Origin of the sequence: Rhodococcus sp. NPDC057135 (assembly GCF_042670865.1) — a bacterium.
Lineage (GTDB): Bacteria > Actinomycetota > Actinomycetes > Mycobacteriales > Mycobacteriaceae > Rhodococcus_F.
This window is the reverse complement of record NZ_JBHUUU010000008.1, coordinates 287,342-308,138: the sequence shown is the minus strand read 5'-3', so window position 1 is coordinate 308,138 and position 20,797 is coordinate 287,342. Positions and strand designations below refer to the sequence as shown.

The window sequence follows — 20,797 nt, the reverse complement described above, 5'->3', positions numbered from 1 at the left end:
GGTACCCAGAAATTCCGGGCACCCTGTTCTCGAAACTGTTTGTAGCCCTACGTCAGCGACGCATGAAGACGGGCACATCGACGTCGTCGTCGCCCTCGTCTTCCTGGACCGGCGCGTGGCGTGGGCCACCGATCGGAGGCAAGCTGCCCGAACCGATGGTCTCGCGCGCTGCGGAAATCGGCTGCTCGCCAGCAGGTTCGGCGGCAACCGGTGACCGGCCGACCTCGCCTGCGCGCCCCGCGCCGATCGCTCCACGTCCCTGCGCGGTCGACTCGACGGGACGACGAGCCGGAGCTCCACCGTCGAATCCCGCAGCGATGACCGTCACACGAACCTCGTCACCGAGCGAATCGTCGATGACCGTTCCGAAGATGATGTTGGCGTCGATGTGGGCAGCTTCCTGCACCAGCGACGCCGCCTCGTTGATCTCGAAGAGGCCGAGATCGCTGCCACCGGCGATCGAGAGCAGAACGCCGCGGGCGCCTTCCATCGATGCTTCGAGGAGAGGCGAATTGATCGCGGATTCCGCCGCCTTGATCGCGCGCCCCTCACCACGTGAGGAACCGATGCCCATCAACGCACTGCCGGCGCCGGACATGACACCCTTGACGTCCGCGAAGTCGACGTTGATCAGACCCGGGGTGGTGATGAGGTCGGTGATGCCCTGGACGCCGTTGAGGAGTACCTCGTCGGCGCTGCGGAACGCGTCCATCAGGCTGACTGCGGCATCACCCAACTGAAGTAGGCGATCGTTGGGAATGACGATCAGCGTGTCGCAGGACTCGCGGAGCGCCTGAATTCCGGTATCCGCCTGTCCCCCACGACGCTTGCCCTCGAAGGAGAACGGCCGTGTCACGACACCGACGGTGAGTGCGCCCAGCTTCCGGGCGATGCTTGCCACGACAGGGGCACCACCGGTTCCGGTGCCACCACCCTCGCCTGCGGTCACGAACACCATGTCGGCGCCCTTGATGACCTCTTCGATCTCGTCCTTGTGATCTTCGGCTGCCTTGCGACCCACTTCAGGATCAGCACCGGCGCCGAGGCCACGGGTCAATTCACGACCGACGTCGAGCTTGACGTCGGCGTCACTCATCAGAAGGGCTTGCGCGTCCGTGTTGACCGCGATGAACTCGACTCCCTTGAGTCCTTGTTCGATCATGCGGTTGACTGCGTTCACGCCGCCGCCGCCGATGCCGACGACCTTGATTACGGCGAGGTAGTTGTGCGGGGGCGTCATCGGCTCTCGCCTTCCGTGTCGTGTTTCACGCTGCTTGTCAGTGCTGCTGTCTTTTTACTGCTGCTGTGTTTGCTGCTGCTGTTGTTCGAGATAAACCCTAAACCTCAACCACAGGGTTAGAGTTATGTCAAGTATTCGATCTGAAACGAAACGCTATGCACCGTCGTCGCGTTCCGCCATTAGGCGCGCCGAGACACACCGAAGTATTTGCCACGCACTGACGCACGAGCGCACCGTGCGCTATCGCACCGTCGGAAGATCGGGACTGGACACGTCGTACGTCTGCCCCGGCTGGGTCAACAGCGGAAGCGTCACGGCAGCCTTACGATCCGAGTGCTCGACACCGCCCCAGTTTACGACGCGACCGTCGAGCAGGGTCAGCGAGACACTCGAAATCGACCGAGCGGCAACCTCTCCCACCTGAAACCTCAGATCCGGCGGCAACACCGACAACACCTCGAGAGCGGCGAGCGTGGGCTCGTCGTTCCACCCGGGTGTCGGTGTCACCAGACGCGGAACCCCAGGCGGTGGGACGCCCATCTCGAAGTCGACGCCCTTCTCGTCCAGCAGGTGTGCGCCCTCGGGTGAGTCGACGAAGACAACCGGTACCCGCTCGGTGACCGTGACGCGGATGGTCGACGGATACATCCGCTGCACCCGGGCCGAGGCCACCTTCGGAATCGTCGCGACACGTGCGGCGGCTGCGCCGGTATCGACCCGCATCAACGGCTGACCGGTCGGTACGGCCAGCAGTGAAAGGATCTGTTCCTCACTGACGGTCGTAGCACCGAGAACTTCGGTGCCCCGGACCGAGAGCACCGGAGACAACCAGGCCGTCAGCGCAATTCCCACCACCAGCACGATTGCCAGCGGTGCCATGATCAGCGGTCGCTTGAACCACTTACGAGTCGGTGTGGGTTCGGGAGCCGGCTCCGTCGACCGCGTCGAGTATCGCGATTCGGTGCGAGTGCTGCGCCGACGCGTGCTGGTGGCTCGTCTGGCTTGAGGATCTCGACGCCCGCGCCGACTTCGTGCGTCGGGTGTCATCGCGGCGCGGGATGCGGCGCCGAACGCAAAGCATCGAGGATCTGTTTGCCGAGCATGGTCACATCACCGGCACCCATCGTGATGACGATGTCGCCGGGGTGAGCCAACGCGGCGACCTGCTTCGGCGCCTGGGACAGATCAGGTTGATAGTGAACAGGTTTGGTGACCGATTGAGCGACCAGCGCACCGCTGACGCCCGGCATCGGCTCTTCGCGAGCGCCGTAGACGTCGAGAACGACGACCTCGTCGGCCAAGTCCAGTGCCTGCGCGAACTCCTCGGCAAACGCGGCTGTGCGCGAATAGAGGTGAGGTTGGAATACCACGATTACGCGTCCGGCTGCCGAATTGGTCGACGACGAATCATCTTCCGGTCGAACCAGATCCGCGGCCGCGCCGAGGACCGCGCGAACTTCGGTCGGATGGTGGGCGTAGTCGTCGAACACTCGGACACCACGCTCGCGCCCGGTGAACTGGAACCGGCGGTGGACGCCACCGAATCCGGCGAGCCCTTCGACGATTTCCTCCGTCTCGGCGCCGGCGTCACGGGCGGCCAGCAGGGCGGCCAGCGCGTTGAGCGCCATGTGCCGACCCGGCACTGCCATCCGCACGGTTCGCGCAGCGCTCTCCCCCGCCAGGTGGAACTGCAGGACTCCCCCGACGTCATGTGCGTGGAAGCCCAGTAGTCGGACTCCGACCTCGACACCGTCGACAGGCTCGAAGGCAGTGCCCGCCTCCACTTCCTGCGCATCCGCGGACCCGTAACCGAGCACCCGGATATCCGAACGACCCGAGGCCACGATTCGCTTCGCGAGATCCGCCGATCCCGGATCGTCGAGGCAGACAATCAGGAGCCCGCCCGGGCGTAGCTTGTCGACAAAATCGTCGAACACCTGCACATACGCTTCGACGCTGCCGAAGTAGTCGAGGTGATCGGCCTCGATGTTGGTCACGACGATCACGTTGGGGTCGTACTGCAGCAGCGACCCGTCACTCTCGTCCGCCTCGGCGACAAAGACGTCACCGCTGCCGTGATGGGCATTCGTTCCCGCTTCGTTGAGTTCGCCACCAACGGCAAACGAGGGGTCGAAACCACAGTGCTGCAGGGCGACCACGAGCATCGAGGTCGTCGATGTCTTGCCGTGTGTACCCGAAACCAGGAACGTGCGATTGCCCTGCATCAGTGATGCAAGGACGGCCGGCCGAAGAATCACCGGGATTCCGCGGCGAGCGGCCTCGACGAGTTCCGGGTTGTCCTTCGGAATGGCTGCGTGGGTCGTGACGACGACGGTCGGCCCGCCTGGCAGCAAGTCGAGAGCATCGGCGTCATGACCGATCCGTACCTGCGCCCCGCGTGCACGAAGCGCCAGCACTCCGCGGCTCTCCTTCGCGTCCGAACCCGAGACGAGGCCTCCGCGGGAAAGCAGAATTCGCGCGATGCCGGACATGCCGGCACCGCCGATTCCGACCATGTGTACTCGCTCGAGGTGGGCGGGCAGCGCGGTCATCGGTTTCCCCTTGCGTTTTCCTGGACGGCGTTTTCCTTTGCCGCGATGTCGAGCACGATCCGTGCGATCTCGGTTGCCGCCGTACGGTGTCCGACGTTGGCAGCGCCACTGCTCATCTTGTCGAGGCGCGCGCTGTCACTCAGCATCGGGACGACGGTACCGGCGACAAACGTCGGCGTGAGGTCGTTGTCGGAGACGATGATCGCGCCGCCTGCTGCGACAACGGGTTTCGCGTTGAGCTCCTGCTCACCGTTGCCGTGCGGCAGCGGAACGTAAACGGCCGGAAGCCCGACCGCCGAGACCTCGGCGACCGTCATCGCACCAGAACGACAGATCGTCGCGTCGGCTGCCGCATACGCGAGATCCATCCGCGAAAGATAAGGAACAGCCACGTACGGTGCCGTCTCCGAGTACTGCGTGACTTCGAGGGAGTTCTTGGGTCCGTGTGCGTGCAACACCGAGATCCCCGCTTTCGCGAGTTCCTGGGCAGCGCCGGAGACCGCGTCGTTGAGCGACTTCGCGCCCTGCGATCCGCCGAAGACAAGTAGAACGGGACCGTCCTGCGGCAGTCCGAAGTACTCGCGCGCTTGCGAACGAAGTCCCGCTCGATCGAAATTGGCGATCGACGCCCGGACCGGAATGCCGACGATCTCGGCGTCCTGATCGCCGCGGTTCTTCACACCCGACCCCGGAACGGCGGCAAGCACGCGCGTCGCCAGGCGAGCACCGATCTTGTTCGCGATTCCGGCACTGGCGTTTGCTTCGTGGATGACGATCGGAATCTTGCGTCGGCGCCGAAGAACACCACCACGGGCGGCAAGGTACGCCGGAAGCGCGACGTAGCCACCGAAGCCGACGATCACGTCGGCGTCGACGGAATCGAGTACCTCGCGGGTCTTGCGCACCGACGCGAGGATGCGTGTCGGAAGTTTGACGAGATCCATCGTGGGCTTACGAGGAAGCGGAACCGGCGGAATGAGCTCGAGCGTGTAGCCGCGGGCAGGCACCAAGGTGGTTTCGAGACCACGCGCAGTTCCGAGTGCCGTGATCCTGGTGTCGGGCGCAGCGGCCTTGACCGCGTCCGCGACCGCAAGAGCGGGTTCGATGTGACCAGCCGTGCCTCCCCCTGCCACCACTACCGACAGAGCCGATTTGTTGCCGCTCACCTACGAATTCCTCGCTCTCGAACTTCTCGTGGATCTTGTGCCCTACGTGTCGGCGCCTGCCGACGCTGACCATTCTGCCCTCCCACGGTGCGCTTCCGTGACCCAGCGGCCGCACCTCGGGTGGAATCCGCGGAAGTACGAGCGCCTTGATCTGCCCGCTTGCGTCGATCACCCGTCTCGATCGCACGCCGGCCGTCGCGTCCGCGAGCCGGTTCGATCTGCCGCGTGGGCTTCGGTCGACGGATCGGCCGACCCCCTGACGGTGGGTGGTACAGCACCGGCTTGGGGAGTCTGAGCAACTTCGAGATCTTGCCGTCCTGCCCGGAATTCAGAGCGGCAACCGCTTCGGGCTCGTGGCGAGCAGCATTGGCGATGACACCGAACATGAACAGTGTGATCGCCAAGGACGAACCACCGGCGGAGACCAAGGGCAACTGGAGTCCGGTCACCGGCAGCAGTCCGATGACGTAGCCGATGTTGATCATTGCCTGGCCGACGATCCAGGTAGTTGCGGTGGCCGAGAGGAGTCGCCAGAACGGATCGATGCTGCGGGCTGCAATCCGCAATCCCGTGTAGACGAATACGGCGAACAACCCGATCACGACCGCACAGCCGACAAATCCCAGCTCTTCGCCGATGATCGCGAAGATGAAGTCGTTGTGAGCGTTGGGTAGGTAGTTCCATTTGGCGACGCTCTGCCCGAGTCCGCGTCCGAAAAAGCCGCCGTCGGCGAGGGAATACAGAGCCTGCTTGGCCTGGTAATTGTTGCCCTGCAGGTCATCGCTCTTGTTGAAGAAGGCCTGAACTCGATCGGAACGATAACCGGCCGTCATGGCCAGCACGCCTGCCACGACAACGCCCGTCACCGCGATCGAGCCGAAGAGCTTCAGTGGCAGCCCACCGAACCACAGCAAGGCCCCGACGATGATTCCCAATGCGATGGTCGTACTGAGGTTCGGCTGCGCGACGACCAGCGCGAAGACCAGCATCGCGGCGGGTACGAGCGGAATCAGGATCGACTTCACGGATCGGTCGTCCGCTCGCCTCGAGGCCAACAGATGGGCGCCCCAGATCGCCAACGCGACCTTCATGATTTCCGAGGGCTGCACCGAGAATCCGCCGACGTTGAACCAGCGACGCGCGCCCTGCGCTTCGGTGCCGATTCCCGGAATCAGGACGAGTACCAGCATGATCAGCACGACGACGAACAGCGGAAACGAATACTGCCGGAGCACTCTCGCCGGAATCCGCAGCGCGACGTAGAAGAGCACCGCCCCGAGAATCGCGAAGATCAACTGCTGGGTGAACAACGAATATGCCGAGCCGCCGGACACGTACTGCTCGACGCTCGACGCCGACAGAACCATCACGAGCCCCAAGACAGTCAACATCGTGGCAATCGTCACCACCAGGTGGAACGACGCCAACGGCCGCGCCAACCAGGCACCGATTCGGGTCTTGGGACCCTTGGTCATCGCAGGTTCCCGGCTTCGCCAGGCGAATCTGTATACGGATCGGGCAGCGCGGCTACTGCGGCGGCGAAGCTGTCACCGCGATGCCCGTAACTGACAAACATGTCCAAGGACGCGGCGGCCGGCGCGAGTACGACGGCGTCACCCGGGGATGCCAATTCGGCAGCTTCGACTACCACTGCGGCCATGACGGCATCCGCGTCGGCACCCGACGGCAGCCGGATGGTGAGAGTCGAGTTGCTGCTGTTTTCGCTCACCACTGCATCGTCCCCCGACATCACGTGCACCACGGGAACATCGGGCGCGTGTCGCGCGAGCGCGTCCTCGATCACACCAGCGTCACGGCCGAGAAGGACAGCGCCGGAGAGTCTCGGGCCGACTTCGCTCACCAACTGGTCGACGCTTGCTCCCTTGAGTAGACCGCCTGCAACCCAGACGACACGATCGTGCGCGAGTATCGACGGTCTGGCCGCGTGCGGATTGGTGGCCTTGGAATCGTCGATGTACACAACGGAGCCGACACGGCCGACCAGGGCCCCGCGGTGTGGGCCGACCTTGTGTGCGGCCAGTCCGCGCTCGACGACGCCAGCGTCGAATCCGAGTGCCCGCGCCAAGGCGGCAGCGGCCAGCGCGTCCATGACGCCGGCCGGGCCGGCCGGATCTATGGACGCCGCTTCGGCCAAGCGGACGTGATCGCCGAACGCATTGTCGACAAGGTATCCCCCGTCGACACCCAGTTCTCCTTCGCCCGGTTCACCCAATCTGAACCCGGTGACTTTGTCTGCAGTGGCGCGAGTTCCCAGCTCGGACGCGATTGCGTCGTCGAGGCCGACCACCGCGACCTTTCCACTCAATGCCCGCGACTTGGCCTCGGCGTAGGCACTCATTCCGCCGTGCCAGTCGAGGTGATCCTCGGCGACGTTGAGGACCACGCCGGCATCTGGACGCACCGAAGGCGCCCAGTGCAGTTGGAACGAGGACAGTTCGACAGCGAGGTACTCCACACGCGGCGACGTCTCGGCGAGCGCGTCGAGAATCGGCAGTCCGATGTTCCCGCAGGCGCGGCCGACAACTCCGGCGGCGTCGAGAATCGAGGCCAGCATCGACGTCGTCGTGGTCTTTCCGTTGGTCCCCGTCACGACGAGCCACTTGCGCGGCGCGCCGAAGTGCCCGCTGTGGTCGACGCGCCAGGAGAACTCGACGTCTCCCCAGATGGGAATCCCGTGACCGGCGGCGGCTGCCAGGATCGGTGCATCCGGACGAAAGCCAGGACTGGTGACAACGAGCCCGTAGTCGGTGATCGAATCCGGGGCATCCTCGATCGAGGTGGTGGTCACCATGTCCGCGCCGAGTTCGGCGCAGCGCTCCGCGAAGTCCAGAGTCGAATCGGCAACCGTCACGACGGCGCCGAGTGCGACAAGAGGCTCGATGGTGGCTTGACCGGATACCCGCCCACCGGCGACCAGCACTCGCGTACCGCGGAGCCAGGACAGATCGTTCTCGGAATCCGCTGAGCTGGTCATGGTTTTCAGCCTCCGAGCGCTGCGAGGTATTCGCTGTAGAAGAGTGCCAATCCGATTGCCGACGCGATAGCCGCCAGCAACCAGAATCTGATGATCACCGTGGTTTCAGCCCACCCGGCGAGTTCGAAGTGGTGATGGAACGGTGCCATTCGGAACACCCGCCGTCGGCTGGACCGGAACACCGCTACCTGGATCACCACCGACGCGGCCTCCGCGACGAACAGTGCGCCGATGACAACCATCAGCAGTTCCGTGCTGGTGGTGATCGACAACCCCGCGAGCATGCCGCCGAGGGCAAGAGAACCGGTGTCGCCCATGAAGATCTTGGCGGGTGCGGCGTTCCACCACAGGAAGCCGATGCACGCGCCGGCGCCGGCCGCGCAGAGCACCGCAAGATCGAGTGGATCGCGGACGTCGTAGCAACCCTTGCCCGGGTTGGTCTCACACGAGTAGCGGAACTGCCAGAACGTGATGATGACGTAGGCGCCGAGAACGAAACTCATCGCCCCGGCGGCCAGACCGTCCAGGCCGTCGGTCAGGTTGACGGCATTGGACCAGGCGCTGACCAGTAGGTAGCAGAACGCGATGAAGACCACGGAACCGAGAGAGACGGTGGCGATGTCACGAACGTACGACAGATGAACACTGCCCGGAGTCAGCCCGTCGTCACCGCGGAACTGAAGGGCCAAGATACCGAAGGCAATTGCTGCGACGAACTGTCCGACCAGCTTCGCTGTCTTGTTCAGTCCGAGATTGCGCTGCTTGCGGATCTTGATGAAGTCGTCGAGGAAACCGACTCCGCCGAGAGCTGTGGTCAGACCCAGAACGAGGAGTCCGGACGCCGATGGCCCCTCCGCGTTGTCCATGCCGAGACCGATGAGGTGCGAGCCGAGATAGCCGGCCCAGATTCCGGTCAGGATCGCGACGCCGCCCATGGTGGGAGTGCCGCGCTTGGCCTGGTGACTGGCCGGACCTTCGGTTCGGATCTCCTGCCCGAAACCTTGTTTCGAGAACGCCTTGATCAGGATCGGCGTGAGCATGATGGAGACCGCGAGCGCGATGCCTGCGGCGAGAAGAATCTGGATCACTGCGAATCCCCGCTGTTCTCGCCGTCAGTGTTCTCGTCACCAGTGTTGTTCTCGCTGCCGGTGTTCTCGCTGCCGGTGTTCTCGCCGTCGGCGCCTGGCGTTGCGGCCAGAATCGCTTCGGCGACCGTCCACAGTTCAACCGACTTGGAGGCCTTCACCAGTACGAGATCGCCGGGTTCGAGTTCTGCTTCGAGGATGGCGATTGCCGCAGCTGCGTCGGGCACGACGACGGACTCGTCACCCCACGACCCCTCCATCACCGCTCCTTGATGCATCGCACGTGAGGTGCGGCCCGTTCCGACGACGATCAACTTGCTGACGTCGAGCCTGACGGCAAGGCGACCGATCGCGTCGTGCTCGACCACCGACTCCGGCCCGAGTTCACCCATCTCACCGAGCACAGCCCAGCTACGACGCCCGAAGTGCCGATCCGATCGTGCCATGGACACCAACGCTTTGAGGGCGGCGCGCATGGAATCGGGGTTGGCGTTGTAACTGTCGTTGACAACGGTGACGCCGTCGGCGCGCTCGGTGACTTCCATTCGCCTCGCGGACGCTGCCTTCGTGCCCTCGAGGACACGCGCGATGTCTTCAACCGCGAGGCCGTTCTCGAGTGCGACAGCCGCAGCGGCAAGGGCATTGCTCACGTGATGTTCGCCGTGCACGGCCAGGCGAATACGCGCCGAACCCTGCGAACAGTTCAGCGTGAAGGAAGCCCTGGCCTGATCGTCGACGACCACGTCGGTCGCCCGAACGTCGCAGTCTTCCGACTGGCCGACGAATACGATCCGGGCTTTGGTCCGGCTCGCCATTGCGGCGACCATGCGGTCGTCGGCGTTCAGGACCGCGACTCCACCGTCGGCCGCCGACGGGAGTGCTTCCACCAGTTCACCTTTGGCGACAGCAATCGCTTCACGCGAACCGAATTCACCGAGGTGAGCGGTACCGACGTTGAGAACGACGCCGATCTTCGGTGGCGCAATCTCGGTCAGCTCGCCGACGTGGCCGACCCCGCGTGCCGACATCTCGAGGACCAGGAAGCGAGTCTTCGCGTCCGCGCGGAGGACCGTCCACGGCAAACCCAGTTCGTTGTTGAACGATCCGGGCGGCGCAACCACCTCACCGCGCTCACGCAACAGCGCTGCAATCAGGTCCTTGGTCGAGGTCTTGCCCGCAGAACCGGTGACACCGACCAGCGTCAGCCCACCATCAGTTGCTGTTCCGTCAGTTGCCAGTTCGTCGACGACTGCTCGGGCCACAAGACCGAGGGCGTGCAGGACTGCGGCCCCGGATCCGTCGGTGTCGTGTTCGAGCAGCATCACCGCACTGGGACCGTCGTTCGGCACCGAAGGAACGACGATCGCCGGCACTCCGACCGGCCGCGCCGCGAGTACCGCGACGGCGCCTGCCGCCACCGCAGCTTCCGCGTGATCATGGCCGTCGACACGTGCGCCGGGTAGTGCGAGGAAAAGCCCACCTGGACCGACCTTGCGCGAATCGAATTCGACGGTTCCAGTCACCTGCGTCGACGAATCGTCGACGTCGTGCAGGGTTCCTCCGACGATCTCGGCGATCCGAGAGAGCGTCATCGGGATCATTACTTGCCTCCATGTGCTGTGTTGATCGCGAATCGGCCGATCATTTCGCCCAACACCTCGCGGTCGTCGAACGGGTGTTTGACCCCGTCGATTTCTTGACCTACCTCGTGGCCTTTGCCTGCCACCAGGACGACATCTCCTGGCTGTGCCCACCGGACCGCTTGCTCGATCGCGGTCGCCCGGTCCCCCACTTCACGAACCTCGCCGCGTTCGGATTCGGGCACGTCCATGGCGCCTTGCATCACCGAAGCACGAATCTTCGCCGGATCCTCGGTACGGGGGTTGTCGTCGGTGACGATCAGCAGGTCTGCACCTCGCGCACCCGCTTCGCCCATGAGAGTCCGTTTGCCGGCGTCGCGATCCCCGCCCGCACCGACCACCACGGCAACTCGGCCGGGAACCTGGTTGCGCAGCGTGGCGATCACGGCTTCGAGCGCTGCCGGCTTGTGCGCGTAGTCGACCACAGCGAGAAAGCTCTGTCCACGGTCGATCCGCTGAACTCGTCCGGGGACATCCACATTGCCGAGCGCTCGAACAGCGGCGTCCGGGTCGAGGCCGGCAGCAAAACTGACGGTCAGCGCCAGCGCAGCGTTGGCCACGTTGTATCGCCCGGGGAGGCGAAGCGAGACCGGCCATGATTGTCCGTCGGGCCCGACCAACTCGAAAGTCTGTGAGCCGTCCTCGGCAACCTCGACTGCACCGACCTTCCATTCGGCCTCGGCCGTCGAGGTCGAGACCGTGGTCACTGCATCGCTCTCGTCGGTCGCGGCCAACTCGGCCATCCGTCGACCCCATACGTCGTCGACGCAGACGACGGCATGCTCGGCTCGCACCGTCGACTCGGGATCGAACAACCGAGCCTTGGCCTGGAAGTAATCCTCGAAGTCCCGATGGAAATCGAGGTGGTCCTGCGAAAGATTGGTGAAAGCGCCGATGTCGAAGCGGATGCCGTCGACGCGTCCGAGAGCGAGCGCGTGACTGGACACCTCCATGACGACGGTGTCGATCCCCTGCTCCGCCATCACGGCGAACAGAGCATGCAGTTGTGGAGCTTCCGGCGTGGTCAGCGCGCTGGGGACCCGGCGGCCGTCGATGCGAGTCTCGATGGTGCCCACCAGGCCGGGCTTGCGGCCGGCTCCGGCAATCGCTGCTTCGAGCAGGTACGACGTCGTGGTCTTACCGGACGTGCCGGTGATGCCGACAACCTGCATCTTCTCTGAAGGTCGGCCGTAGATTTCCGCTGAGATCTCGCCGAGCACGTCCCGCGGATTCGGATGAACCAGAACGGGAACGGGACGGTCGGGCGCCTTGTCAGCGGCCTCGATCAATTCCAGGCCGGCCTGGTCGGTCAAGATCGCGGTCGCACCGCGCCCCAGAGCGTCGACGGCGAACTGAGCGCCGTGCGTCCTGGCACCGGGCAGAGCAGCGAAGAGGTCATCGGTCACGATTCCCTGCGCACGCAGGTCGACGCCCTTGACGACTACCTCCGGTGACTGTGATCCCGGTTGTCCGACCCATTCGAGGCGAGCCCCGGACAGTTCGGACAGCGCCGTGACCGCGGTAGCAACCGGTTGTGTCGGACGCGTCCCGGGAGCGCCGTCCGAGTTCGACGATTGCAAACGATTCGGCACTGTCACTCGACTCCTGGGAATTGTCGTTGGTCTACGGCGGTCGTTGGTCTGTCGTTGTTCTATGGCGATCGCAGCGCCAGCAAGGTTCGGCGCACTGCAATGAATGAGATTACTGCGGCGTTTGAGATTACCGTGTCCGGGATTAACCCGAAGACCGTGTCGGACCCCACACCCCGCAATCAGTCCGCCTGCAACACCAACTTGCGACCGGGGTCCGGCGACATCGGAACACTGTCACGCTGCAACATCCACGAGGCGATGTTGTGGAACAACGGCGCTGCCGATTGACCGCCGCCGCCGTCCACGCCGCGAACCGGGGCGTCGAGCATGATTCCGATCACGAATCTCGGGTTGTCCGCCGGCGCGATTCCCGCGAAGGTGATCCAGTAGTTGGAGTTGGAGTAGCACTTGCACGCGGGATCCACCTGCTGCGCGGTGCCCGTCTTGCCGCTGACCTGATATCCCTCGACGCCCGCGCCAACACCGGTTCCTCGTTGGTTACCCGTGTCTTCCTGAGTGACCGATCGGAACATGTCCCGAACGGTCGCGGCTGTCTGGGCGCTGACCACCTCGACGCCCTCGGGTTGCGGCGTCTCGGTTCGAGCGCCGGAAGAATCGACAGTCGACTTCACGATCCGCGGAGGAATTCGCACACCGTCGTTGGCAATAGCCTGGTACATCCCCGTCATCTGCAGGGTTGTCATCGACAGACCCTGACCGATCGGCAAGTTCGCGAAGGTTCCGCCGGACCACTGGTCGCGGCTCGGAACGCTGCCCGCGCTCTCGCCGGGAAGTCCGACGTCGGTGCGTTGTCCGAGGCCGAACCTGTTCAGCATGTCTGCGTAGCGATCCTCGCCCACTCGCTGAGCGAGCATCAGCGTGCCGACGTTCGAGGACTTTCCGAACACACCGGTAGAGGTGTACGGAGCCACACCGTGATCCCACGCATCCTTGACCGTGGCGCCGGCCATCGTGATGCTGCCCGGCACCTGCAGAACTTCGTCCGGCGTTGTCTTACCGTCCTCGATGGCCGCTGCAGCGGTGACGATCTTGTTCACCGATCCGGGTTCGAACGGTGTGCTGACCGACGGATTGCCCATTTCGACTGTCGGCGCGTTCTTGTCGATGCCGATCGCGGGGTTGAAGGTGCTGTCGTTGGACATGGCCAACACCTGCCCCGTCTTGGAGTCCATGACCACAACGGAAGCGTTCTTTGCGCCCGACTTGTCCTTGGCGATCTGAACCTGCTGCTGAACGTAGAACTGGAGATCCGAATCGATGGTCAGTTCGACGCCCGAACCGTTGACGGCCGGTTGCTTGTCACGCCAGCTACCGGGGATCACAGCCCCGTCCGAACCGCGGTCGTAGGTCTCGGATCCATCGGTTCCGGCGAGCGTGGAGTCCATCGAATCTTCGAGGCCGAGCAACCCGTGCCCGTCCCAACCGGTCGCGCCGACGAGATTCGCGGCCAGGGAACCGCCGGGGTACTCGCGGATGTCCTGTCGCTCGAGGCCGACCTCCCGGAACTTGTCCGAAATCTCGGCCGCAACTGCCGGGTCCACGCTGCGCGCGAGGTAGGTGAAAGTCTCGTTGCTGTTCATCTTCTGAAGTAAGTCTTTTTCCGGAACGGTATCGCCGAGCTTGGCGTGAATTCCGGCTGCGATCTCGGCGAGGCGATCGCTGACTTCCGGTGCCTGCTTGTCGCCCTCGGCACCCTGCTCGATGCTCTTGGCACGCGCTTCCTCGAGTTCCTTGCGCACCCGCACCGGCTGGAAGGTCAGCGCTTTGGCTTCCATGGTGAACGCGAGAGGGTTTCCGTTGCGGTCGGTAATCGAGCCGCGTACGGCGGGATCGACCTGCGTCGTGGTTCGCTGATTCGCGGACTCCGCGGCCAGACTCGGCGCATCGATGCCCTGAATCCACAAGAGCTGCAATGCCGCAACGGCGAGCGCACCACACATCGTGATACGACCGACTCGCTGGCGAAACGGGAAGGAGGCGGTAGCCGAGCGGCGCGGACGCCGACCGGGGTTGTTACGGGGGTTCTGACTCACCGACGTTCCTCAGGCGGAGCAGGCACCGCCGTCGTGGTGGCGGGTGCTGTCGTTGTGGGGATCACAGGAACCAATTGTTCACTCTGCGCGAGGTTTCGCGTGTTATTCGGAACGCTCGGCGTGGCTCCTGGGACTACCGGCGGCGTGGTGCGCGGTGGCGTCGAGGTCGGTGCGGGGACCGACGTGGGCGCATCAAGCGGTGGCATAGCTCCGGCAGTCGCGGGAGTCGGCGTTCCGACGACCTCGACCGAACCATCCGGATGCACCACCAGGCGTGCAGGATCCTTGGCCGGAACCATGCCGAGAGCGCTGGCCTGATTTGCCAACTCCGGAGCCGAGTTACGCGACTGGAAGTCACGTTCGAGCGCTGCTTTCTGCTCGACCAAAGACTGGTTGTAAGCACGCGCATCACTGAGTTGGTACGAATCCTCGGCAGCGCGAGTGGTCAGCAGCAGAGTCACCGCAAGACCGATCGACAGCAGTCCGATGACGGAGGCCACGAACGGTACTCGTCCCTTGAGCATCGCCCGAGGAGAGATCGACGGGTCGGCAGCAGCGGCAGTTCCGGTCCGACCAGCCGCCCGTGCGGTGCGCTTCTCGTATGCGCGTTGCGCTGCACCGGATTTGCCCTGACCACTCATGCTCGCCTCCTGGAAATGCGTTCTGCGGCACGCAAACGCACCGGAGCTGATCGTGGGTTCTCTTCGATTTCCTGCTCGGACGCGCGTTCTGCGCCACGGGTGAGAATGCGGAATTCCGGTCCCATTCCCGGCAACTCGACCGGAAGACCTTCAGGACTGGTGGACTTGGAGCGGGGAACCAACTCCGCCTTCACAACTCGGTCCTCGAGCGACTGGTAGGACATGAACACCACTCGTCCACCGACTGCCAGTGCGTCGAGCCCGGCAGGCACCGCTGCACGAAGCGAGTCCAACTCGGCATTGACTTCGATCCGCAGCGCTTGGAAGGTGCGCTTGGCCGGGTGTCCACCGGTACGTCGCGTGGCTGCCGGGATTGTCCGGTAGAGCAACTCGACCAGAGCTGCACTGGTGGTGAAAGGTTCACGCTCACGCTGCCGAAGGACCTCGGACGCAATCTTTCCGGCGAACCTCTCTTCGCCGTACGTGCTCAGAATGCGAGCAAGGTCGCCGTGACTGTAGGTGTTGAGAACCTCGGCCGCGGTCAGCCCGACCGTCTGATCCATTCGCATGTCGAGAGGGGCGTCGATCGAGTACGCAAAACCTCTGTCGGCTTCGTCCAGTTGCATCGACGACACACCCAGATCGAAGAGGATCGCGTGAACCGACTCCGTTGACGGCAGACCGGCCTGTTCGAGCGCGTCTTCGATCCCGTCATACGTGGTGTGCACGAACGTGGTTCGGTCTGCGAAGGGCGCCAGACGCTCGGAAGCGATACGGAGTGCATTGGTGTCGCGGTCGAGACCGATGAGATGAAGGCCCGGGTACTTGCCGAGGAAGAATTCGGAGTGGCCGCCGAGCCCCAACGTCGCATCGATCATGTAGGCGCCCGCACCACCGTCACCGACAGCTGTGATGGCAGGGCCGAGAAGATCGTCGGCGCGATGTAGAAGTACAGGGACGTGTGCGAAGCCATCGGCATCCGAGGGTTCGTTCACCTCGTGATCCACCATGATTGCTCCGGCTCCTACTTTCATGATTTCCGATGACTTTTCGAAAAGTTGCTGACTTTCCGAGAAGGCGATGACTGTTCGAGAAGGCGAATGCTTCGAGGTCCCTGCCCGAAGGAGAACCTGGCGCTGGGGAAGTGCGTCAGGGTCTTTCCGGGCAGAGGCCTCGCGGCATTCGCCGGGGGCTCTTCGCCTAGACGATCTCGCTGAGAGATTCGCCTGTTGCCTGCGAATAGTCCTCTTCGTTGTCTCCGAGATACCTCTCCCAGGCTGCTAGATCCCAGATCTCGAGGTAATCGACGGAGCCGGTCACTACGCATTCCTTCGACAGGTTTGCGTAACGCCGATGATCAGCCGAGAGGGTGATTCGCCCCTGGGCATCGGCGTGCTGTTCATCTGTGCCGGCGGCCAGGGCACGTACATACGCCCGAGCTGCCGGATCATTGCGTGGAGCTGCCGCTGCCTTTCGAGCGAGCTTGACGAACTCGTCCCGGGGGTAGATGGCGAGGCTGTGATCTTGACTCTTGGTGATCATCAATCCTCCTGCCAGTTCGTCTCGGAACTTTGCCGGCAACGTGAGCCGACCTTTGTCGTCGAGCTTCGGCGTGAAGGTACCGAGGAACACTCGACACCTCCTGCGAGCTTGCGCTGAAACCCTCCCTATCGAGCGGATCGTGCTTCAGCTCTCCGCCCGAACCCACAGTACCCCACTTTCCCCCACAAACAAGGAGCACATGGTCCCTATTCAGCATCATTTGCTGATAAATAGCAGGTCAGCGCAGGTGGGGAGACGTGGGGGAAATTTGCAACCGTGTCCCGGCCCACACCACCGTCATATCGAGCCTTCACGCCACGATTTGTCGCTCCCCCCGGACAAAATCGCAGTACAAGCACGGTTTTCGAATAGACGTGAGCTGGACGAGGTCTGGTCGAGCGTGGCAGTTCGGCCAGGGTGGGGGAAAGTGGAGGACCGGGTGGAGCGAAGTGGAGGAAGCCCGTGGGCACGTCTACGGGTAGCCAGGGTGACGAGTGATTCGCTCGCGCGTCACTGATTCGCCGGTAACCCCGCCAGCGCACAGGACGACACCCACACCAATGCGTGTGGCGGTCGGCAACCTTGGTTGCCGACCGCCACACGTGTGGTCGTTCGTGCCCTGCAAAGGGCGTCATGTCCGAACTGCATCACTCTCGAAGTTAGCCCCGAAGAAGGGCGGGAGAGCTAGTCCTGCTCGAACCTGCGTTTGAATCGATCTTCCATCCGCGACGAGAATCCGCCGCCGGACTTCCGGCCGCGTCCCCGTCCGGAACCACCGGCGGTACCCCTGCCCGGCGGACCGGAAGGATGATTGCCGCCTTCGGAAGCGGGGTCGGCAGCTGCTGCGGACTTACGTCCACCACCCCAGAGGAACAACACCCCTGCGCCGAACATGAACAAGAAACCGAACAGGCTGATGATCGGAAAACCGCCCGGCTTGAGCGGGAGGGCAACCCCCGCGATCAGCAGGACCAGACCCAGCACGAATAGAGCCGCAGCTTGGAATCGCCGTCTACTCGACGGCGCCCGCATACGGCCGCCCCTCACATTGGAGGCGAACTTGGGGTCTTCGGCATAAAGAGCGCTCTCGATCTGATCGAGCATGCGCTGCTCGTGCTCGGAGAGTGGCACGGTACCTCCCCCGGCACTGGAAGTTTGGCAACCACCTCACGGTGTGAGGCGGCGGGTAATCAACTTGGACGATTACCTGTTTTCATAATACGAGCAGTTTAGGTCTCGGACCACCAACTCCGGGTACGAGTTCCGCCACAAGCGTACGTATTCGTGCCGAAGGGCCCCGATTCGGCTCCATTTGCCCGCGCAGACCAGGAATTTCCCCGGAAATGACTGCCGGGACGGACCATTTGTTCACGACGCTTGCAAATGCGCGGACGTGTCCTGACGGATGAAATCTTCGACTGCGGTGAGAAAACGACCGACCTCGGCAAAAAATGCGTCGGAATCGGAGTCTGTGATCACGATCGACACACCGGTTTCCACGGCCGCACGCGTAGCGGACCACCCCGCGAAGAACTTCGACCACGCACCGAACGCGGGCGCTGCGGCGTCCATCAGGACCCATGCGTTGCCGGTTCGCTTGCGCTTCGAACCGGCACCGGCGGGAGTCGCTGCCAACACCGCCCCGGCACCACGCAGCGCCGCCAGGTAAGCACACCGGAACCGGTCGGCAGGATCGCCTGCCCCGATCGCTTCCTCCAGAAGCGCATCGGCCTTCCGAAGCAGTCCCCATGCCACACCGGACTTTCCCACTTGAACACTGCCGTGGCTGGTGGCCGTCGCACCGAACGACCGCCGCGCCGACATCGGCAATCGAGAGATTGCGCCATCCGACGGACTCGACAACTCGGCAGGAAGAGTTCGTACGGAATTCACACGTTCAGGCTTCACACGCTCGGACATCGGGGCACCTCCTGCACCGTAAGGATCCAAGACCAGGTGGGCCGGAGATGCCCGCTTCCCTTCGGGCATCTCCGGATCACCCACATCGAACATCTGTTCGACCTATTCAATATAACTGCACCCACCGACACGCCGTCAAGAGAAGAGGTGAGACCGGTCGACCCGCAGATCGCCTGGACACCACATACGGTCGACCTCGACCGCGAAGAATTCGCGAGTCGACTCCACGAGGCACTGGCCGTGTACGTCACAGCGATGGACTATCCGCGAGGAACCGAGTTCCATCGCGCACCGATGTGGCAGGAGCATGCGAACCGGCCTGGCTGGAAAGCCGTCGGCGCATTGGCCGTTCCCCAGCAACCGTCGCACGAAAATCTGCCACTGGTGGGCATCGCTTACGGGTATCGCGGGAGCCCGGACCAGTGGTGGCATCAGCAGGTTCTGCACGGGCTTCGGCGCTCGGGTCGCCCCCAGAGCGAGATCGATGCGATTCTGAGCGACTACTTCGAACTCACCGAACTTCACGTGCATCCGAACGGACAAGGTCACCGGTTGGGCGAATCGCTCTTGCGCCACCTCCTCGCCGAGCGACCCGAACGCAGTGTTCTGTTGTCGACCCCCGAGGTGTACGACGAGGACAACCGTGCCTGGCGGCTGTACCGTCGCCTCGGCTTTCGTGACGTGCTCCGCAGATTTCGTTTTGCCGGCGACAACCGACCGTTCGCGGTCCTCGGCCGCGGACTGCCGCTGTGAGCGCACTTCTCGACGCCGTCGTCGTCGGCTCCGGACACAACGCGCTCGTTTCGGCCGCCTACCTCGCACGCGAGGGTTGGTCGGTCGAGGTGCTCGAGAAGGACACGGTTCTCGGCGGCGCCGTCTCGACCGTCGAGCGATTTCCCGGATACAAGGTGGACCGGGGGTCGTCGGCGCACCTCATGATTCGACACAGCGGCATCATCGAGGAACTCGGACTCGCCGCGCACGGGCTGCGCTACATCGACTGTGACCCGTGGGCGTTCGCGCCGCCTGCCCCGGGCACCGACGGGCCGGGCATCGTGTTTCACCGCGACCTCGACGCAACCTGCCGGTCCATCGAACGAGCTTGCGGGACAAAGGACGCCGACTCGTACCGGCGGTTCGTCGCAGTCTGGTCGGAGCGCAGTCGACACGTCATGAAAGCGTTTTCGGCGCCGCCCACCGGATCGAACCTGATCGGTGCGTTCGGAGGTCTCGCCACCGCACGCGGCAACAGCGAACTCTCGCGGCAGTTCCTCGCGCCCGGCGACGCACTGCTGGACGAGTATTTCGACAGCGAGGCACTCAAGGCTGCGTTGGCGTGGTTCGGCGCCCAGTCCGGGCCTCCGATGTCGGAACCGGGAACCGCTCCGATGGTCGGCTTCGCTGCACTCATGCACGTCTTGCCCCCCGGTCGGGCAGTCGGCGGGAGCGGCGCGCTGAGCGCTGCGTTGGCCTCCCGCATGGCTGTCGACGGCGCCGCAATCTCACTCGGTGACGGAGTGGCGTCGATCCGCCCTAACTCGAATCACTGGACCGCCACGACCGAGAACGGTCGAGAGATTCACGCTCGCAAGGTAATTGCCGGGTGCCACATCCTCACCACGCTAGAACTCCTGAGCCGCGGCGGCTTCGACGGCGAGACGCTCGAACGATGGCGTCGCCGCATCAGGGTAGGCCCCGGTATCGGCGCGGTACTGCGACTGGCAACATCGGCGCTTCCGTCCTACCGCGGCGATGCCACGACGCAGGAAAGCACGTCGGGATTGCAATTGCTCGTTTCCGATCGCGCCCACTTGCGCACTGCACACGGCGCAGCGCTGGCGGGGGAACTTCCTCCTCGCCCTGCGGTTCTCGGAATGAGTTTCAGCGGAATCGATCCCACGATCTCCCCGGCCGGTCGACATCAGGTGACGCTGTGGTCGCAGTGGCAACCGTATCGCCTCAGCGGGCATCGTGATTGGGCGTCGGTCGCGGAGGCGGAGGCCGACCGGATCGTCCGCGAGATGGAGGCCGTCGCGCCCGGATTCGCTGATTCCGTCCTCGACCGCTTCATTCAGACTCCCCGCGACATCGAGTCGGAATTGGGGATGATCGGCGGAAATGTCATGCACGTCGAAATGTCACTCGATCAGATGATGTTGTGGCGACCGCTTCCGGAACTGTCGAGGCATCGCGTTCCGGGAGCAGACGGCTTGTACCTGACCGGTGCGTCGACGCATCCCGGTGGTGGTGTGTCCGGAGCCAGTGGTCGCAGCGCCGCTCGAATCGCACTGTCCGACAGCCGCCGGGGTGCGACTGGTCGTTGGATGCGTCGTTCGGCCAGGTCGTGAAGGTCACCCGCCGAACTTCACC

The 20,797-nt window shown here is 63.9% G+C and carries 17 protein-coding genes; 2 read left to right on the top strand and 15 right to left on the bottom strand.

What is annotated here, in order from left to right:
- Window positions 1-52 precede the first annotated feature (52 nt).
- The 15 genes from ftsZ to ACFT1A_RS17730 form a co-directional block, all read right to left on the bottom strand.
- Window positions 53-1,240, bottom strand: a complete 1,188-nt coding sequence (gene ftsZ / locus ACFT1A_RS17800) for a cell division protein FtsZ (RefSeq protein WP_230813510.1) — start codon at window positions 1,238-1,240, stop codon at window positions 53-55.
- A 240-nt stretch (window positions 1,241-1,480) separates the two neighbouring features.
- Complete coding sequence (locus ACFT1A_RS17795) at window positions 1,481-2,287, bottom strand: cell division protein FtsQ/DivIB (protein ID WP_378448030.1); 807 nt, start codon at window positions 2,285-2,287, stop codon at window positions 1,481-1,483.
- Window positions 2,284-3,792, bottom strand: a complete 1,509-nt coding sequence (gene murC / locus ACFT1A_RS17790) for a UDP-N-acetylmuramate--L-alanine ligase (protein ID WP_378448029.1) — start codon at window positions 3,790-3,792, stop codon at window positions 2,284-2,286. Before murC ends, ACFT1A_RS17795 begins: the two co-directional genes overlap by 4 nt.
- Window positions 3,789-4,958, bottom strand: coding sequence for an undecaprenyldiphospho-muramoylpentapeptide beta-N-acetylglucosaminyltransferase (murG, locus tag ACFT1A_RS17785; RefSeq protein ID WP_378448028.1), 1,170 nt, complete (start codon window positions 4,956-4,958; stop codon window positions 3,789-3,791). Before murG ends, murC begins: the two co-directional genes overlap by 4 nt.
- Window positions 4,955-6,433 carry a putative lipid II flippase FtsW gene (gene ftsW, locus ACFT1A_RS17780; RefSeq protein ID WP_378448027.1) on the bottom strand — a complete coding sequence of 493 codons (1,479 nt, stop codon included), beginning with the start codon at window positions 6,431-6,433 and terminating at the stop codon, window positions 4,955-4,957. The genes murG and ftsW overlap by 4 nt, the downstream gene beginning before the upstream one ends.
- A complete protein-coding gene (gene murD / locus ACFT1A_RS17775; RefSeq protein ID WP_378448026.1) occupies window positions 6,430-7,953 on the bottom strand; it encodes a UDP-N-acetylmuramoyl-L-alanine--D-glutamate ligase in 1,524 nt (507 codons plus the stop codon). Before murD ends, ftsW begins: the two co-directional genes overlap by 4 nt.
- A 5-nt stretch (window positions 7,954-7,958) precedes the next feature.
- Complete coding sequence (gene mraY / locus ACFT1A_RS17770) at window positions 7,959-9,041, bottom strand: phospho-N-acetylmuramoyl-pentapeptide-transferase (protein WP_003941699.1); 1,083 nt, start codon at window positions 9,039-9,041, stop codon at window positions 7,959-7,961.
- Window positions 9,038-10,639 carry a UDP-N-acetylmuramoyl-tripeptide--D-alanyl-D-alanine ligase gene (gene murF, locus ACFT1A_RS17765; protein ID WP_378448025.1) on the bottom strand — a complete coding sequence of 534 codons (1,602 nt, stop codon included), beginning with the start codon at window positions 10,637-10,639 and terminating at the stop codon, window positions 9,038-9,040. Before murF ends, mraY begins: the two co-directional genes overlap by 4 nt.
- On the bottom strand, window positions 10,639-12,270 hold the full coding sequence (locus ACFT1A_RS17760) for a UDP-N-acetylmuramoyl-L-alanyl-D-glutamate--2,6-diaminopimelate ligase (protein ID WP_378448024.1): 1,632 nt from the start codon (window positions 12,268-12,270) through the stop codon (window positions 10,639-10,641). Before ACFT1A_RS17760 ends, murF begins: the two co-directional genes overlap by 1 nt.
- A 179-nt stretch (window positions 12,271-12,449) precedes the next feature.
- Window positions 12,450-14,324, bottom strand: a complete 1,875-nt coding sequence (locus tag ACFT1A_RS17755; RefSeq protein WP_378448023.1) for a peptidoglycan D,D-transpeptidase FtsI family protein — start codon at window positions 14,322-14,324, stop codon at window positions 12,450-12,452.
- On the bottom strand, window positions 14,321-14,965 hold the full coding sequence (locus tag ACFT1A_RS17750; protein WP_378448022.1) for a hypothetical protein: 645 nt from the start codon (window positions 14,963-14,965) through the stop codon (window positions 14,321-14,323). The genes ACFT1A_RS17755 and ACFT1A_RS17750 overlap by 4 nt, the downstream gene beginning before the upstream one ends.
- Window positions 14,962-15,975 carry a 16S rRNA (cytosine(1402)-N(4))-methyltransferase RsmH gene (gene rsmH / locus ACFT1A_RS17745; RefSeq protein ID WP_230813526.1) on the bottom strand — a complete coding sequence of 338 codons (1,014 nt, stop codon included), beginning with the start codon at window positions 15,973-15,975 and terminating at the stop codon, window positions 14,962-14,964. The genes ACFT1A_RS17750 and rsmH overlap by 4 nt, the downstream gene beginning before the upstream one ends.
- A 190-nt stretch (window positions 15,976-16,165) precedes the next feature.
- Complete coding sequence (mraZ, locus tag ACFT1A_RS17740) at window positions 16,166-16,597, bottom strand: division/cell wall cluster transcriptional repressor MraZ (RefSeq protein WP_003941779.1); 432 nt, start codon at window positions 16,595-16,597, stop codon at window positions 16,166-16,168.
- Window positions 16,598-17,191: 594 nt separating this feature from the next.
- Window positions 17,192-17,638: a DUF3040 domain-containing protein gene (locus ACFT1A_RS17735; RefSeq protein WP_283304387.1), complete on the bottom strand. Its 447-nt coding sequence runs from the start codon at window positions 17,636-17,638 to the stop codon at window positions 17,192-17,194.
- Window positions 17,639-17,875: 237 nt separating this feature from the next.
- Window positions 17,876-18,427: an SAV_6107 family HEPN domain-containing protein gene (locus ACFT1A_RS17730; protein ID WP_378448021.1), complete on the bottom strand. Its 552-nt coding sequence runs from the start codon at window positions 18,425-18,427 to the stop codon at window positions 17,876-17,878.
- A gap of 147 nt (window positions 18,428-18,574) precedes the next feature.
- On the opposite strand from ACFT1A_RS17730, the gene ACFT1A_RS17725 reads away from it, so the two are divergent.
- Window positions 18,575-19,180, top strand: coding sequence for a GNAT family N-acetyltransferase (locus tag ACFT1A_RS17725; RefSeq protein ID WP_378448020.1), 606 nt, complete (start codon window positions 18,575-18,577; stop codon window positions 19,178-19,180).
- Window positions 19,177-20,775 carry a phytoene desaturase family protein gene (locus tag ACFT1A_RS17720; protein WP_378448019.1) on the top strand — a complete coding sequence of 533 codons (1,599 nt, stop codon included), beginning with the start codon at window positions 19,177-19,179 and terminating at the stop codon, window positions 20,773-20,775. Before ACFT1A_RS17725 ends, ACFT1A_RS17720 begins: the two co-directional genes overlap by 4 nt.
- The last annotated feature ends 22 nt before the right edge of the window (window positions 20,776-20,797 follow it).